A 15,035-nucleotide genomic window follows, 5' to 3' on the forward strand; every position below is an offset into this window, starting at 1 on the left:
GGCGCCGGTCAGGAGTGGCCGGCGCCGGCCGCCCAGGTGGCGAACATCCGGGCGTACGGGCCGTCGCGGGTGAGCAGCTCCCGGTGGGAGCCGGACTCGGCGATGCCGTGGTCGTCGATCACGATGATCCGGTCCGCCCGCGCGGCCGTGGAGAGCCGGTGCGCGACCAGGATCGCCGTACGCCCCTCCAGCAGTACGTCCAGCGCCGCCTCAACCCGCAGCTCGGACTGGAGATCCAGGTTCGCGGTGGCCTCGTCGAGCAGGACCACCCGGGGCTGGGCCAGGAACGCACGGGCCAACGCGAGCAGTTGCCGCTCACCGGAGGAAACCGACTGACCACGTTCGTGCAGCGGGGTCGCCAGCCCCTGCGGCGAACGTTCGACCAGGTCCCGCAAGCCGACCGCGTCCACCGCCGCCCACACCTCGTCGTCGGTCGCCTCGGGCCGGGCGAACGCCACGTTGTCCCGGATCGAGCCGGCGAACAGGAACGGCTCCTGCGGCACCACGCCGATCTGCCGGCGCAGCGAGGCGAGGGTGACGTCACGCAGGTCGTGCCCGTCGATCAGCACCCGGCCGGCGTCCGGGTCGTACAGCCGGGTGACCAGCTTCGCCAGGGTCGACTTGCCGGCACCGGTCGGCCCCACGCACGCGACGGTCTCCCCCGCGGCGATCCGCAGGCTGATCCCGCGCAGCACCGGCCGGGCCGGGTCGTAGCCGAAGGTCACGTCGTCGAACTCGATCTCACCGCCGACCGGGGGCAACGCCGTCGCGTCCGGCGCCTCGACCACGCTCGGCGGGGTCTGCAGCAGCTCCCGCAGCTTGCTCACCGCCGCCCGGCCCTGCTGGTAGCTGGTGTAGAGCTGGACGAGCTGCTGGACCGGCTGGAAGAAGGCGTTGAGGTAGAGCACGAAGGCGGTCAGCTCACCGATGCTCAGCTCCCCGCGCAGCACCATCCGGCCACCGATGAACAGCAGCGCGGCCAGGCCGAGCAGGCCGATCGCCGAGCTGCCCGGACCGTAGACGGCGCTGATGTGCCCGGTGAAGTCGTTGGCGTCGCGGTAGCGGCCGACCACCTCCCGGTGGGCCAGGACGTTGCGCTCCTGCCGGTTGTGCGCGGTCACCACCCGTACGCCGTGCAGGCCCTCGGCGAGGTCGGAGAACATCGCCGCGACCGCGTCACGCTGCCGCCGGTAACCGCGGTCGGAGGCGATCCGGAACCAGATCGAGGCGGCGGCCAGCGGCGGCAGGACCAGCACCAGCATGATCAGGGCGAGTTCCGGGTCGTAGCCGACCAGCACCGCGACGATCACCAGCATGGTGAGCGCGTGCCCGGCGAACTGGGCCAGGCCGTCCTGGAGGAGCTGTTGCAGCGACTCGATGTCCGAGGTCATCCGGGTCATCGTGACCCCGGCCTTCTCCCGGGTGAAGTAGTCCATGGACAGCCGCTGGAGCTGGGCGAAGACGCGTACCCGCAGGTCGCGCATGGCGTACGCGGCCAGCCGGCCGGTCTGCCGGGTCCGGGCCGCCGCGGCGAGCCCGCCGAGCAGGACGGTGGCCGCGAACGCGCCGGTGGCCAGCAGCAGCACCGACGGGTCCCGGGCCACGATGCCGTGGTCGATGCCGACCTGCACCAGGTACGGCCCGGCCTGCAACAGCAGCGTCTCCAGGACCACCAGCAGGCAGGCGACGAGCAGGGTGCCCCGGTAGCGGGCGACGATGGTGGACAGGGTCAGCGGTGGCTCGTCCGGCGGCCGGGCGGTGAAGGTGTTGGACTGCGGTTCGGGCTCGGGCTCGCTCGCCTCCAGCCGGGCGACACCGGCGAGCAGCTCGTCCGGGATCCCGGCGAAGGGCAGCCCGTTGCCGTGGTTGGCCGACTTGCCGCTGCCCCGGCCGGCGCCGATCCCGCCGAGGCCACCCATCGGGCCGCCGGCCGACCCGCCACCGGGTCCGCCGAAGCCGCCACCGAACATGCTCATCGCGACACCTCGATCGCCGGTCCCAGCCCCTGGCGCGGCGCTGTACCGGTGCCGGGCCCGTCCACGGGTGCGGTCGGGTTCCGTTCGGCGAGGACCGCCCGGTAGCGGGGTTCGGTGGCGAGCAGGTGAGCGTGACTGCCCTCGGCCACCACCCGGCCGGCCTCCATCAGGACCACCCGGTCGGCGAGCCCGATGGTGGAGAGCCGGTGCGCGACGATCACGGTGGTCCGGCCCCGCATGAGGTCGCGCAGGGCAGCGTGGATCCGGTGCTCCACCGTCACGTCGATGGCGCTGGTCGCGTCGTCGAGGACCAGCACCGGCGGGTTGACCAGCAGCGCGCGGGCGATGGCGAGGCGCTGACGCTGGCCGCCGGACAGGGTGTAGCCGCGCTCCCCGACCACCGTGTCGTAGCCCTCCGGCAGAGCCCGGACGAAACCGTCCGCCCCGGCCGCGACCGCCGCCGCGACAACCTCCTCGAGGCTGGCGTCCGGGCGGCCGTAGGCGATGTTGTCCCGGATCGACACCGAGAACAGGAACGGCTCGTCCGGCACGATGCCGACCTGCTCGCGCAGCCGGTCGAGGTCGAGGTCGCGGACGTCGTGCCCGTCGATGCGGACGGCGCCGCTGTCGGCGTCGTAGTAGCGGGCCAGGAGCCGCCCGAGGGTCGACTTGCCCGACCCGGTGCGCCCCACCACCGCCACCGTCTCACCGGCGCGGACCCGCAGGTCCAGGCCGTCGAGGGCGAGCGTGCCGTTCGCGTACGTGAACCGCACGTTATCCAGGTGCAGGTCGCCGCGGAGGTCGGCGCGTACCGGGTGCGGGGGCGACACCACATCGGAGCGGGTGTCCAGGATCTCGTAGATCCGTTGGGCGGAGGCGGCCGCCCGCTGACCCATCATGATCATCATCCCGAGCATCCGGAACGGCGGCTGGAGCATCAGGACGTAGGTGTTGAAGGCGACGATCGTGCCGACCGTGGTCCGCCCGTCGAACACCAGCCAACCACCGGCCAGCAGGACCAGCGCCAGCCCCAGCCGGGGCAGGTTCTCGATCACCGGCGACCAGCGGGAACGGATCCGGGCATCGGTCAGGTACGCCCACCGCACCCGGTCCGCCGCCGTGGCCAGGATGTCGAGCTGCCGCCCCTCGGCCGCGAACGCCTTCACGATCCGGACCCCGTTGATGTTCTCGTCGACCACCGTCGCGAGCCCGGCCAGCCGCGCCTGGATCAACCAGGAGATCGGGAAGATCGCCTTGCGCATGGCGACCCCGAGCAGCCCGATGATCGGCATGGTCACCATCGCGACCAGGGCCAGCGGCACGTTGATCGTGAGCATCAGCACGAACGCGATCCCGGCGATCGTGCACTGCACCAGGATCGACGGCCCGAAGGCGAGGTACATCTGCACCGCCCGGATGTCCGAGCTCGACCGCGACATCAGCTCACCGGTCTGCACCCGGTCGTAGAAGCCGAACGGCATCCGGATCAGGTGGGCGAACATGATGTTGCGCAGGTCGTACTCGATCTCGTACGCGGTGCGCAGCAGGTAGCGCCGGGCCAGGTAGGTGACCACCGTCTGACCCAGCGCCAACCCGACCACCCACCAGACGTACCGGCCCAGGTCACCGCCGCGCGCGATGATCGCGTGGTCGATGCCGAGCCGCATCACGTTGGGGATCTGCACCTGCACGACCAGGCCGACGAACGACAGCACCAGCGAGGTCAGCAGCAGCCGCTTGTGCGCCGCCACCAGCGGGAACGCCCGACGTAGCCAGGACTTGGCCGGATCCGGGTCGATCGCCGCCCGTGGTGCGCGGTAGGTCACGCCGGGCTGCCCGCCGTACTCACCCGCAGCGGGGTCGCCGGCACCGACAACTGCGCCGGGTCCCGGTAGCGGGCGCCCGGGTGCACGTCGTACAGGCGGGCCTGCCCGGCCCCGAACAGGCGCTCGCGCAGGGTCTCACCGTCGTCGTACGACTCCCGGTAGCGACCCCGGCGCCGCAGCTCCGGTACGACCAGCTCGATGAAGTCCTCGGCGGTACCCGGGGTGAGGAACTGGCGCAGGTTGATCCCGTCGATCCCGCCGGTGTCGACCCACCGCTCCAACTCGTCGGCGACCACCTTCGGGGTGCCGGCGACGAAGAACGGGCCCCGGTTGAACGAGCCGATCTGGTCGAGCACCTCACCGACGGTCTGCTCCGGCCGGTAGCGACGACCGAGCCGCTGGTAGCCGGGGTCCTGCCGGGCGATGATGTCGCCGATCCGCTCGTCGCGCGGGTAGCGGGTCCAGTCCAGTCCAGCACCGGCGTGCGCGAGATGACCGTCGACGCTGCGCAACCGCCGGAACTCCGCCACCTTCCGGTCCACCTCGGCGTCGGTACGCCCGACGATCACCGCGGCACCGGCGAGGAACTTGATGTGCTCCGGGTCACGCCCGTACGCCTTGGCCCGGCTGCGGGTGTCCTCGACGTTCGCCCTTACCTCGTCCAGGGTGCTGCCGCCGGTGAAGACCGCCTCGGCGTGCCGGGCGGCGAACTCCTTGCCGGCGTCGGAGGCGCCCGCCTGGTAGATCACCGGGGTGCGCTGCCGGGACGGCTGGGACAGGTGCGGGCCGGCGACCCGGTAGTGCTCGCCGACGTGGTTGATATAGCGGACCTTCGCTGGGTCGGTGTACACCCGGTCGGCGCGGTCCGTGATCACCGCATCATCGTCCCACGAGCCCTCCCAGAGCTTGTAGAGCACGTCAAGGTACTCGTCGGCGATCGCGTACCGGCGGTCGTGCTCCACCTCGTCGGGCAGTCCGAAGTTACGCGCCGCGTTCGGCAGGTACGAGGTGACCACGTTCCACGCCACCCTCCCCTTCGTCAGGTGGTCCAGGGTGCTCATCCGGCGGGCGAACGCGAACGGCGGTTCGTAGGTGGTCGAGAAGGTGGCCGCGAACCCGAGGTTGCGGGTGACCGCCGCCATCGCCGGGATGACCAGCAGCGGATCGTTGTTCGGGATCTGCACCGCCTCGCGCAGCGCCGTCTCCGGGCCGGACCGGAACCCGTCGTACGCGCCGATCACGTCGGCCAGGAAGACCGCGTCGAAGGTGCCGTACTCGAGCAGTTCGGCCAGCTCGGTCCAGAACTCGATGTCGTTGAAGCGGTGCCGGTTGTTGTCCTCGTGCACCCAGAGGCCGTGCGAGATGTGCCCGACGCAGTTCATCTCGAACAGGTTGACGTGGATCTTCTTCTTGGCCGGGTCAGCGGTCATCTTCGGTGTCCTTCGTGAAATGTGGCGTGGCCGTCGCCCCGTAGCGCATCCTAGGAGGCTAGGTGATAGCTAGGTGGAGGTGATCGGGCGCAGCCGGGGCACGGCGGCGAGAAGGGCACGGGTGTACGCGTGCTGCGGGCGCTCGAAGATCTGCGCGGTGTCGCCGGCCTCGACCACCCGGCCGTCCTTCATCACCAGCACCTGGTCGCTGACGTGGTGGATCACGCCCAGGTCGTGCGAGATGAACAGGTACGACACCCCGAGTCGCTGTTGCAGGTCGGCAAGGAGGTCGAGCACCTGCGCCTGGACCGAGACGTCCAGTGCGGAGACCGGCTCGTCGCAGACGATCACCTCGGGCTCGGGAGCGAGCGCCCTCGCGATCGCCACCCGCTGCCGCTGCCCGCCGGACATCTCCAGCGGTCGCCGGCCGAGATAACCGGCATCCAGGCCCACCTGTTCGAGCAATTCGACGGTCCGATCCCGGCGGCCGGCACCACGCGGGTGGCCGATCACCCCGAGTGCCTCACCGATCACCCGCTCGACGGTGTAGCGCGGGTCGAACGAGCTGAGCGGATCCTGGTAGATGACCTGTAGCCGGCGCCGTTCCCGGCGCCGCTCGGCGTGACCGAGGCCGGCCCAGTCGCGGCCGTGCAGGCGTACCTCCCCCGCGTCGGGCTGCTCCACCCCGAGCACCATCCGGGCCGTGGTGGTCTTGCCGGAGCCGGACTCGCCGACGATGCCGAGGGTCCGGCCCTGGCCGAGGGTGAAGGAGACGTCGGAGACCACGGTGCGGCGGACCCCGTCCGGCCCGAGGAACGACTTGGTCAGCCCGCGCGCCTCGACCACGTCCCCGCCGGGCGACCCGCCGTCCGCCGAGGCACCGATGACGGTCTGGCCCGCGGCGGGCTCGGGGGCGACCGGTACGGCGGAAAGCCGGGTGCCCTTCGGACGGGTGCCGGGCACGGCGGCCAGCAGCGCCCGGGTGTAGTCGTGCCGGGGGTCGCCGAGCACCTGCGCGGTCGGCCCGTGCTCGACGATCACGCCGTCGCGCATCACCGCGATCCGGTCGGCGAGCCGGGCCACCACCGCCAGGTCGTGGCTGACCACCAGCATGCCGCCCTCGCTCGTCTTCAACGTCTCCAGCAGGGCCAGCACCTGAGCCTGCACGGTGGCGTCCAGGGCGGTGGTCGGCTCGTCGGCGATCAGTAGCCGCGGCGCGCAGGCGATCGCGGAGGCGATCAACGCCCGCTGCCGCAGCCCGCCGGAGAGCTGGTACGGATACTGCCGGGCCCGCACCTCCGGCTCCGGTACGCCGACCGAGGCGAGCAGTTCGACCACCCGCCGCTGCCGAGCCGTACGGGTGAGCCGGGTGTGCAGGGCCAGCGGCTCGGCGACTTCCCGCCCGATCGGGCGGAGCCCGTCGAGCGAGGAGAGCGCGTCCTGGAGCACGAACCCGATCCGCGCTCCCCGGATCCGGCGCCACCGCCGCTGGGAGAGCCGGGTCAGGTCCTCACCCTCGAAGTCGAGCCGGTCGACGCGTACCCGGGCGCCGGTGCCGGTCAGGCCGACCAGGCTGCGCGAGGTGACGCTCTTGCCGGAACCGGACTCCCCCACCAGGGCCAGGCACTCGCCCCGGCCGATGGTGAAGGAGATCCCGTCGACCACGGTCACCCCGTCGAAGTCGACCCGGAGGTTCTCCACGGTGAGCAGTGGGTCGGCCATCAGGAGGCCCTCCCCTCGGAGCGGCGCCGCAGGTCCCGGCCGACCACCGTCACCGAGAGCACGGTCAGGGTGATGGCCAGACCGGGTACGGCGAGCATGAACCAGTCGTTGGAGATGTACTGGATGCCGGTGGAGAGCATGCTGCCCCACTCGGCCGCCGGTGGCGGGGTGCCGAGGCCGAGGAAGCTCAGCGACGCCCCGTTGGCGATCGCGTCGCCGATCCGGATCGTGGCCAGCACCACCAGCGGCTTGAGCGCGTTCGGCAGCACGTGCCGGGCGATCACCGCCGATCGGCTCAGGCCGAGGGTGGTCGCCGCCTCGACGTACGTGGCCCGGCGGACGACGTGCACCTGGGCGCGGACGATCCGGGCGTAGTACGGAACGCTGGCGAAGGCCACCGCGAACAGCACGTTGGTGGTGCCGGTACCGACCAGGGTGATCACGACCAGGGCCAGCAGCAGGTCCGGCACCGCCAACGCGACGTCGACCAGCCGCATCAGGGTGCCCTCGACGAACCGGCCGCCGATGCCTGCGAGCAGACCGAGCAGGGTGCCGCCGGTGACCGCGAGCGCGGTCGCCCCGAGCCCGAGGATGAGGGTGGGGCGGGCGCCGTGGATGATCCGGCTGAGCACGTCGCGACCGGTCTGGTCGGTGCCGAGCAGATGCCCCGGACCGGGCGGCAGGAACGCGCCGTCCGGGCTGAGCACCAGCGGATCCTGCGGCGCCAGCCAGTCCGGCACCAGCGCCGCGACCACCAGCAGGACGAGGAAGACCGCCGCGAGGGCGACACCGGGACGGACCGACCGGCGCCGGGACCGCCGCCGCCGGGCGGTCGGGGTGGTCGCCGACGGCAGCGCCGCCACGGGTACGTCGAGCGCCGTCACGCCGTCACCACCCTCGGGTCGACCAGGCCGTAGACGATGTCGACGACCAGGTTCACCACCACGTAGACGGCGGCGGCGAAGAGCACCACCCCGAGCACCAGCGGAATGTCCTTGGTGGTGACGGCGGTCAGCATGAGCTGCCCGACGCCCCGGCGGACGAACAGGGTCTCGGTGATCACCGCGCCGCCGAGCAGGGTGCCGATCATGTAGCCGGACATGGTGACGATCTGGATCAGCGCGTGCCGCAGGGCGTGCCGTACGCGTACCGCCGTGTCGCGCATGCCGCGGGTGCGGGCGGTGAGGATGAACGGCTGCTCCAGGACGTCCTCGAGTTCGGCGCGCAGCACCTGGCCGAGCACCGCGGCGATCGGCAGGGCCAGGGTGACCGCGGGCAGGACCAGGGCGGAGAAGCCGTCGTTGCCGGAGACCGGGAACCACCCGGTCCGGAACGAGAAGACGATCAGGAGCAGCAGGCCGAGGACGAACGTCGGGAAGGAGGCGATCACCACCTCGACACCGGAGGCGGTCGACCGTACCCAGCGACGGCGGCCGGCGGTGAAGACCGCCACGGTGACCGCCAGCACCAGGGCCAGCAGCGCGGCGCTGAGCGCCAGGGCGACGGTGGGGCCGAGTTGTTCCCCGATCGCCCGGGTGACCGAGATCCGCTGCTGGTACGACTCACCGAGGTCACCGGTGAGCAGGTTGCCGAGGTAGTTCAGGTACTGCCGGTGCAGCGGCAGGTCCAGCCCGTAGTCCTGGCGTACCCGTTCCAGGACGGCCTGGGTGGGGTTGGCGCCGTCACCGGCGACGGTCGCCAGCGCGGCGTCGCCGGCGGTCGCGTGCAGGGCGAGGAAGGACAGCGTCGCAGCCCCCCAGAGCACCCCGACCCCGGCGAGCACCCGGGCGCCGATCCGTCTGACCTGCGCGCGGGCCCGTTCCGCCCGGGCCGCCACTACTTCTCCAGCCAGGCGTAGGTGAACAGCGGGGTGCCGTGCGAGGTGTCGACCGAGACGTTGTGCAGTTTTCGGCTGAACGCCCAGAGGACCGAGTTGTCGTAGATCGGGATGCCGGGTACGAGTTCGGCGAGGCGACCCTGGACCTGGCTGTAGAGCTTCTGCTGGGTGGCCTGGTCGGTGGTCTGCCGGGCCTGGTCCAGCCACTGGTCGACCTGCGGGTCGGACAGGTGGGAGGTGTTCTGGCCCAGGCGCTTGGAGTTCGGGATGCTGAAGCTGGCGTACTTGATGTAGAGCACGTCCGGGGTGTTGGTGTGCCACACGCCGTACGTGAGGTCGTAGTCACCGGCGTAGCGCAGGGTGGTGACCTGGGTCGACGGCAGGAGTTGGATGTTCACCCGGATGCCGACGGACTTCACCTGGGCCTGGATCAGGTCGAAGATCGGGCTGACCGTGCCGGCCTGGCTGACCGGCCACTGCACGACGAGTTCCCTGCCGTCCCTGGTCCGGTAGCCGTCGCCGTTGCGGGAGGTCCACCCTGCCTGGTCGAGCAACTGGTTGGCCAGCTTCGGGTCGAAGCCGGGCAGCTTCACCGCCGGGTCGTAGTACTTGGTGACCCGGTCGACGTAGCTGGTCGACTGCTGCCGTTCACCGAAGCCGAGGGTCTGCACGATCGCCGGTACGTTGACCGCCGCCGCGAACGCCCGGCGTACGTCGATGTTGTCGAACGGGGCGCGGGAGGTGTTGAACTCCACCGTGTACGGCAGCCCGATCCGGTTGACGTTGGCGTACACGAAGTTGGGGTTGTTCTTCAGTGCGGCGGCGTTCTGCGCCGGGACGTAGCCGGTGGCCTCGTACTGCCCGCCGGTGAGGGAGTTGAACCGGACCGCGTCCTGGCCCACCCAGGAGACCTCGATGCCGTCGAGCTTCGCCTCGCCGGTCTGCTTGAGCTGCGGCGGCGCCCAGTTGTAGCCGGGGCGCTTGACGAACGTCACGCCCTGGTTCTTGGTGTATCCGGTGAGCACGAACGGGCCGGAGCCGATCGGCTTCTCGCAGAGCTGCGCCGGGGTGGTCTCGTTGATCGCCTTCGGCGAGAGCAGGCCGAGCCAGCCCTGGGCGAGGACGTCCAGGAACGGGCTGTACGGAACGCTCAGGTGCACCTCGATGGTGTAAGGATCGATGATCGTACTGTCCTTGTACGGGGCGATGTACGGTCCGGCCAGCGGTGATCGGGTGGTCGGGTCGAGCATGTGCTCGAAGTTCACCCGGACCGCCTCGGCGTCGAACGGGGTCCCGTCGCTGAACGTCACCCCCTGGCGCAGCTTGAAGGTGTAGGTCCGGCCGTCCGGCGAGATCTGCCACGACTCGGCCAGGTACGGGCCGGGCTGCCCCTGCTCGTCCAGGTAGATCAGGTTGTCGGTGAGGATGTGGCCGAAGATCTGCTCCACGTCGGAGGAGATGGCGTGGGGGTCGAGGCAGAGCGGGTCGGTGTTCATCGACAGTCGCAGCGTCCCGCCGGAGACCGGGGTCCCCTCGGCGTTGAGCGCGGCACCTCTGGCCGGCTCGTTGGCCGTGCCCGGCCCGGCGGTCGCACCACCGCCCGCCCCACACCCGGCGAGCAGGGTGAGTACGGCCACACCGGCCAGGCTTTGCATCTTGCGTCGTACGCGCACGGAGGCTCCTTGGCTGTTCACTGGGGGTTGTCCGATCAGGAGTACGCCGTCGGCGTGACGACGGTGTCGTTGAGGAAGAAGTCGCCGAGTTCGCGCTGCTTGTAGGCGACCGGGTCGTGCAGGGTGTGCGTACGCACGTCGCGCCAGAACCGGTCCAGCCCGACCGACCGGGCGGTGGATCGGGCGCCGGTGAGGTCGAAGACCCGCGCGGTGGCGTCCAGTGCCACCCGGGTTGAGACGATCTTGCCGGCGGAGATCAGGGCGGCCACCTCGCCGCGTTCCCGCGCGGTCAGGTCCCCGCCCCTGGCGTGGGCCCACTCGATCGCCGTCACCGCCTGGTCCACCAGGGCCGATGCGGCCTGCAGCCGGGCCACCAGTTCGCCGTAGGTGGCCAGCACGTAGGGGTCCTCGGTGGCGCTGTCCAGCCCGCTGTTGGTCCAGGCCCGACTCCGGGTACGGGTGTAGTCGCGGGCCGCCAGCAGGGCGCCCTCGGCCACCCCGAGGTAGAGGTTCTGGAACAGCACCTGGTTGGACGGGATGGTCAGGGTCTGGTGCGGGGGCAGTTCGACGCCCGTGGGCGGCAGGGTGCCCACCACGTCCTGGGCGGTGATCGGCACGTCCCGGAACTCGACACTGCCGCTGGCCGAGAGGCGCTGGCCGAGGCTGTCCCAGTCGTCCGGCCGGACCACCCCCGGCCACCGTGGATCCACCACGATCCGCAGCCGCTCGCCGGTTTCGGCGTGCGTGGCGAAGGCGGCGATCCGGTCCGCCACCCGGGCTCCGGTGGCGAAGGTCTTGCGACCGTTGAGCCAGTAGCCGGACCCGTCCGGGCGGACCTCCAGGTCGGCGTCGAGCGGAGTCCCGGTGCCGCCCCAGAACCAGCCGTGCGTGACGGTTTCGCGCTCCAGCCGCTCGGTCACCTCCGGATCGTCGGCGAGCGGGCGCCGACCGAACTTCCAGTAGTGGTAGCCGAGCAACTGGGCGATCGAGCCGTCCGCCCGGGCAAGTTCCCGGACCACCGCGTACGCCGTCGGCCAGCCCTGCCCGCCGCCGCCCCGGTCGGCGGCGATCAGCAGGGTCAGCAGTCCGGCCTCGCGCAGCAGCTTGACCTCGGTGAACGGTGGCTGGTTGGCGAGGTCGCGGGCGTTGGCGTCGGTGGCGAGTTCGGTGGCGACGCGACGGGTGATCCGGAGCCAGTGTCGCGCCGGGTCGTCGTCGGACGGTCGGGGGCCGGCGAGCGGGCCGGCGCCGGAGGGTGGGGCGATGGGCAGCAGACTTGGCACGGTCGGTCCTTTCGAGGATCGATCGCGGCGGGGCGGTACGGCTTCCGCGCGGGCGGCAACCGCCGGTGGCACCCGGCGGTTCGATCGGGGATCCCGGACACGGTGGACGGCGTCGTCGCGGTGCACCGGATACGGCGGCGGTGGTGTGCGTGCGCGACGCTGCGGCACGCCGGCACCGCCAGGCGGGGAAGGTCGGGAGCGAGGGTGACCGCGACGCCGTCCGAACGGGACGGCCGGGCGGGCCGATCAACCGGGATGGGACGGGGGCCGGGGTGTCGGCCACGTCGCCAGCGGCGTCAACAGCTGCTGCTGCAGACCCGCTGGTAGTCGACGAAGCGGCGCCGGACCAGGCGGATGCTCCGATTCATGGCGCCGAAGGTAGCCGGCCGACGAGCACAAGGTCTAGATCATTGTGACCTGGCTCACCTATTTTCCCAGTATGTTCTACGGGATTAATAGGAATTGGGCCCGCCGTCGATGTCGCCGCGACGGGGTGGTCGGTCAGTGCAGCGCGATGCCGCCGTGGAAGGCGTCCGGCACCTCGACCGGTCGGCCCTCGGGACGCCACCGGGCCACCGGGACGATCCCGTCGGAGGTGGGCTGCCACTTCCCGAGCAGGGCCGGGAAGGTGGCGGGGTCGCGCATGTGGAAGCCCTCCCCCATCATCGCCAACGCCGCCGGATAGCCGGTCAGTTCCTCCCCGTCGAAGTCGAACGCCAGCATGCTGCCCGGCGCGACGGCACGGTGCAGCTGGTCGAGCGTACGGGCCAGGGTCGGGTCGTCGAGGAAGGCGGCCAGCCCGAGGAAGACCACCCCGATCGGCTCCCGCCCCCAGCCCGGCAGGAACCGCGCCAGCGCCTCCGGATCGATGCCGGCGGGATCGGTCGCGTCGCCGAAGGCGTAACCGGTGCGGTCGTGCCCGGCCAGGACCTCCTGCCCGAGGGCGATGGTAACCGGATCGATGTCGGTGTAGAGGACGTGTGCGTCGGCGGCCACCTCGTGCACGTTGCCCCGGGTGGGCACACCGGCGCCGAAGACCAGGAAGTTCTCGATCCCCTGCCCGGCCACGTACGCCACGGAGCGGCCGAGGAAGGCCCGCAGCGAGCGGAAGATCTCCGCGCAGGGGCCGTACGCGCCCTCGAACGCGGACGCGGCGGCGACGTCGATCGGATAGTGGTGCCGGCCGCCGAGCCAGTAGTCGATCATGCGGGCGGTACTCGGGGCGACGGGTGTCTCGGTCATCGCGGAGTCCTCTGCTGCTGCTCTCGATCGGTCGACGGCTCAGCGTACAGAGTGGACCACCGGGTCGCCGGGTGGCGCGGCGCCGGTTGTCGTACCGGTGTGTTGGACTGCGGACCGGAAACGAAACGGGCGGGTGGACGGGGGCAACGGTGCTGTTGCGGAATGTGCGGTTGGGCGACGTCGAGGCCTACGTCCGGATGCGCTGCGATCCGGTGATGATGGACGAGCTCGGCGGCCCGCTGCCGCGTACGGGCATCGAGGCGAAGGTCGCGCGCGACGTCGAGCGGGCCGCAGCGGACAGCGACTGGATCAAGATGATCGTGCCCGAGGAGACCAACCCGGACCGGGTCGCCGGCACGGTGACGCTGTGGTCGCACGAGACCGACGGCGAGATCGCGTCCGAGATCGGGTGGATGGTGCTGCCCGAGTTCCAGGGCCGAGGGCTCGCCAAGTGGGCCACCCGCGAGGTGCTCGAACGCGCCCGCGACGATCGGCGCTGGGGGCTCGTGCACGCCTATCCCGCGGTCACCAACGGACCGTCGAACGGCATCTGCCGCTCCCTCGGCTTCACCCTGGCCGGGGAGGAGGAGGTTTCCTTCGCCGGCCGGATCCTCCGGTCCCACCACTGGGTGATCGACCCCGCCACCGACCTGGCCTGAGCGCAACGGCCGGCGCGGCGGACCCTAGAGCTGGCCGTCGAGCATCTTGCCCTCCTCGGAGCTGACGAGTTCGTCGATCAGCTCGAAGAACGCCTGGATGTAGGGCAGGTTCCCGCCCTTGGCGCGGGACGCGGCAAGATCCTCGGGCGACCGCCAGAACACGATGTCGACCCACTCGTCGTCGGGCAACTGCACCAGCCGGGCGTCGAGAAACCCCACCCGGTCGGCCTCGAAGTCGCGCAGCATCGCCGGCCGCGCGGCAAGCAGCTCCTCGGCTCGCCGCGATGCCACCCGGAACCGGGTGAGTTCTACGGTAACCATCGTCGCCCCCATGGTGATCGCGGTGGTCGGGCCGCGAACAAAGGCAGATTATCGGCAGCTTCCCGGTGGAACCGGGTTTCGGCGTACGCCGAAAGGGTTGACCCCCGCCGACCCGCGAACCCAGGGTATGGGCCAACGGGGACGGGGAGGGGAACTGTCGTGCGACGGATCATGCTCTGGGTGACGGCGTTGTGCCTGCTGTCCGGCCTCGCGGCCTGCGACACCGGGGAGCCGTCGGCACCCCCGGTGTCCTCCTCCCCGGCCGTACAACCCGCACCCGGCAAACACCGGTTGACCCTCGACCACGACGGGGTCACCCGCAGGTACCGGGTGCACGCGCCCACAGGTTACGACCGGGCAACCGCCGTCCCGCTGGTGATCGCTGCGCACCCGTACCCCGGGGAGGGGCTGGGCCTGAGCCAGATGATCGGCCTGGACGACAAGGCCGAACGGGAGAGGTTCCTGGTCGCGTACCCGGACGGGGTCAACGGCGGGTTCAACGCCCTGGTCTGCTGCGGCAGCGCCGACGACGTGGGTTTCCTCAGGGCCCTCACCGAACACCTCGTCGACGCCTGGGGCGTGGACCCGGACCGGGTGTACCTCACCGGCATCTCCAACGGCGGCGACCTGAGCTTCCGGGCCGCGGTCGAGGCCACCGGCGTGTTCGCCGCGATCGGCGCGGTCAGCGGTGGGTACATCGGGGCGTCCGCCGCGAAGACCGACTACGTCCCGCGCAGCCCGGTCTCGGTGATCACCTTCATCGGTGGCCAGGACCGCTATGCCGAACGGTTCCGGACGGGGATTGCCGCATGGCGGGAGCGGCTGCGCTGCGTACCGGCGACACCCCCGCCCGCACCGGTGGCCGAGGCGATCACCCTGACCCGCACCCGGTGCGCCGACGGCAGCGACGTCGACGTGTACGTACTCGACCGGATGGGCCACTCCTGGCCCGGTGCGAAGACCGGCTCGATCGCGGCACCGGAGGCGGGACTGGTCGCGACCGACCTCCTCTGGGAGTTCTTCGCCGCCCATCCCCGGCTGTCGTGACCGGGCGCCGGGTGGGGCG

At 71.3% G+C, this 15,035-nt stretch carries 12 protein-coding genes; 2 read left to right on the plus strand and 10 right to left on the minus strand.

The window, feature by feature from the left end:
• Window positions 1-8 precede the first annotated feature (8 nt).
• From ACWEFB_RS02035 to ACWEFB_RS02075, 9 genes are all read right to left on the minus strand, one after another.
• Window positions 9-1,976 carry an ABC transporter ATP-binding protein gene (locus ACWEFB_RS02035; RefSeq protein ID WP_452281331.1) on the minus strand — a complete coding sequence of 656 codons (1,968 nt, stop codon included), beginning with the start codon at window positions 1,974-1,976 and terminating at the stop codon, window positions 9-11.
• Complete coding sequence (locus tag ACWEFB_RS02040; RefSeq protein WP_452281333.1) at window positions 1,973-3,802, minus strand: ABC transporter ATP-binding protein; 1,830 nt, start codon at window positions 3,800-3,802, stop codon at window positions 1,973-1,975. Before ACWEFB_RS02040 ends, ACWEFB_RS02035 begins: the two co-directional genes overlap by 4 nt.
• Window positions 3,799-5,232: an LLM class flavin-dependent oxidoreductase gene (locus ACWEFB_RS02045; RefSeq protein ID WP_452281335.1), complete on the minus strand. Its 1,434-nt coding sequence runs from the start codon at window positions 5,230-5,232 to the stop codon at window positions 3,799-3,801. The genes ACWEFB_RS02040 and ACWEFB_RS02045 overlap by 4 nt, the downstream gene beginning before the upstream one ends.
• A gap of 69 nt (window positions 5,233-5,301) precedes the next feature.
• Window positions 5,302-6,954: a dipeptide ABC transporter ATP-binding protein gene (locus tag ACWEFB_RS02050; RefSeq protein WP_452281337.1), complete on the minus strand. Its 1,653-nt coding sequence runs from the start codon at window positions 6,952-6,954 to the stop codon at window positions 5,302-5,304.
• Complete coding sequence (locus ACWEFB_RS02055; protein ID WP_326558310.1) at window positions 6,954-7,838, minus strand: ABC transporter permease; 885 nt, start codon at window positions 7,836-7,838, stop codon at window positions 6,954-6,956. The genes ACWEFB_RS02050 and ACWEFB_RS02055 overlap by 1 nt, the downstream gene beginning before the upstream one ends.
• On the minus strand, window positions 7,835-8,791 hold the full coding sequence (locus tag ACWEFB_RS02060) for an ABC transporter permease (protein WP_363595214.1): 957 nt from the start codon (window positions 8,789-8,791) through the stop codon (window positions 7,835-7,837). Before ACWEFB_RS02060 ends, ACWEFB_RS02055 begins: the two co-directional genes overlap by 4 nt.
• Window positions 8,791-10,464 carry an ABC transporter substrate-binding protein gene (locus ACWEFB_RS02065; protein WP_452281339.1) on the minus strand — a complete coding sequence of 558 codons (1,674 nt, stop codon included), beginning with the start codon at window positions 10,462-10,464 and terminating at the stop codon, window positions 8,791-8,793. The genes ACWEFB_RS02060 and ACWEFB_RS02065 overlap by 1 nt, the downstream gene beginning before the upstream one ends.
• A gap of 35 nt (window positions 10,465-10,499) precedes the next feature.
• Entirely contained in the window at window positions 10,500-11,747 is a 1,248-nt protein-coding gene (locus ACWEFB_RS02070; RefSeq protein ID WP_452281341.1) for an acyl-CoA dehydrogenase family protein, read from the minus strand.
• Between the two features lie 501 nt (window positions 11,748-12,248).
• Window positions 12,249-12,989, minus strand: a complete 741-nt coding sequence (locus ACWEFB_RS02075; protein WP_452281343.1) for an SAM-dependent methyltransferase — start codon at window positions 12,987-12,989, stop codon at window positions 12,249-12,251.
• Window positions 12,990-13,138: 149 nt separating this feature from the next.
• Here ACWEFB_RS02075 and ACWEFB_RS02080 point away from each other — a divergent pair, with 149 nt between their 5' ends.
• Entirely contained in the window at window positions 13,139-13,648 is a 510-nt protein-coding gene (locus ACWEFB_RS02080; protein WP_452281345.1) for a GNAT family N-acetyltransferase, read from the plus strand.
• A gap of 24 nt (window positions 13,649-13,672) precedes the next feature.
• Here ACWEFB_RS02080 and ACWEFB_RS02085 read toward each other — a convergent pair whose 3' ends face one another.
• Entirely contained in the window at window positions 13,673-13,969 is a 297-nt protein-coding gene (locus ACWEFB_RS02085) for a hypothetical protein (protein WP_326558304.1), read from the minus strand.
• A 159-nt stretch (window positions 13,970-14,128) separates the two neighbouring features.
• Between ACWEFB_RS02085 and ACWEFB_RS02090 the strand changes: the two genes are divergently transcribed.
• A complete protein-coding gene (locus ACWEFB_RS02090) occupies window positions 14,129-15,016 on the plus strand; it encodes an alpha/beta hydrolase family esterase (RefSeq protein WP_452281347.1) in 888 nt (295 codons plus the stop codon).
• The last annotated feature ends 19 nt before the right edge of the window (window positions 15,017-15,035 follow it).

It is taken from the genome of Micromonospora sp. NPDC004704 (genome assembly GCF_053601675.1).

Bases quoted from the DNA above. Each gene is read 5' to 3' on its own strand.
- ACWEFB_RS02035 (WP_452281331.1), bottom strand. From the start codon at position 1,976: ATGAGCATGTTCGGTGGCGGCTTCGGCGGACCCGGTGGCGGGTCGGCC.
- ACWEFB_RS02045 (WP_452281335.1), bottom strand. From the start codon at position 5,232: ATGACCGCTGACCCGGCCAAGAAGAAGATCCACGTCAACCTGTTCGAG.
- ACWEFB_RS02050 (WP_452281337.1), bottom strand. From the start codon at position 6,954: ATGGCCGACCCACTGCTCACCGTGGAGAACCTCCGGGTCGACTTCGAC.
- ACWEFB_RS02075 (WP_452281343.1), bottom strand. From the start codon at position 12,989: ATGACCGAGACACCCGTCGCCCCGAGTACCGCCCGCATGATCGACTAC.
- ACWEFB_RS02085 (WP_326558304.1), bottom strand. From the start codon at position 13,969: ATGGTTACCGTAGAACTCACCCGGTTCCGGGTGGCATCGCGGCGAGCC.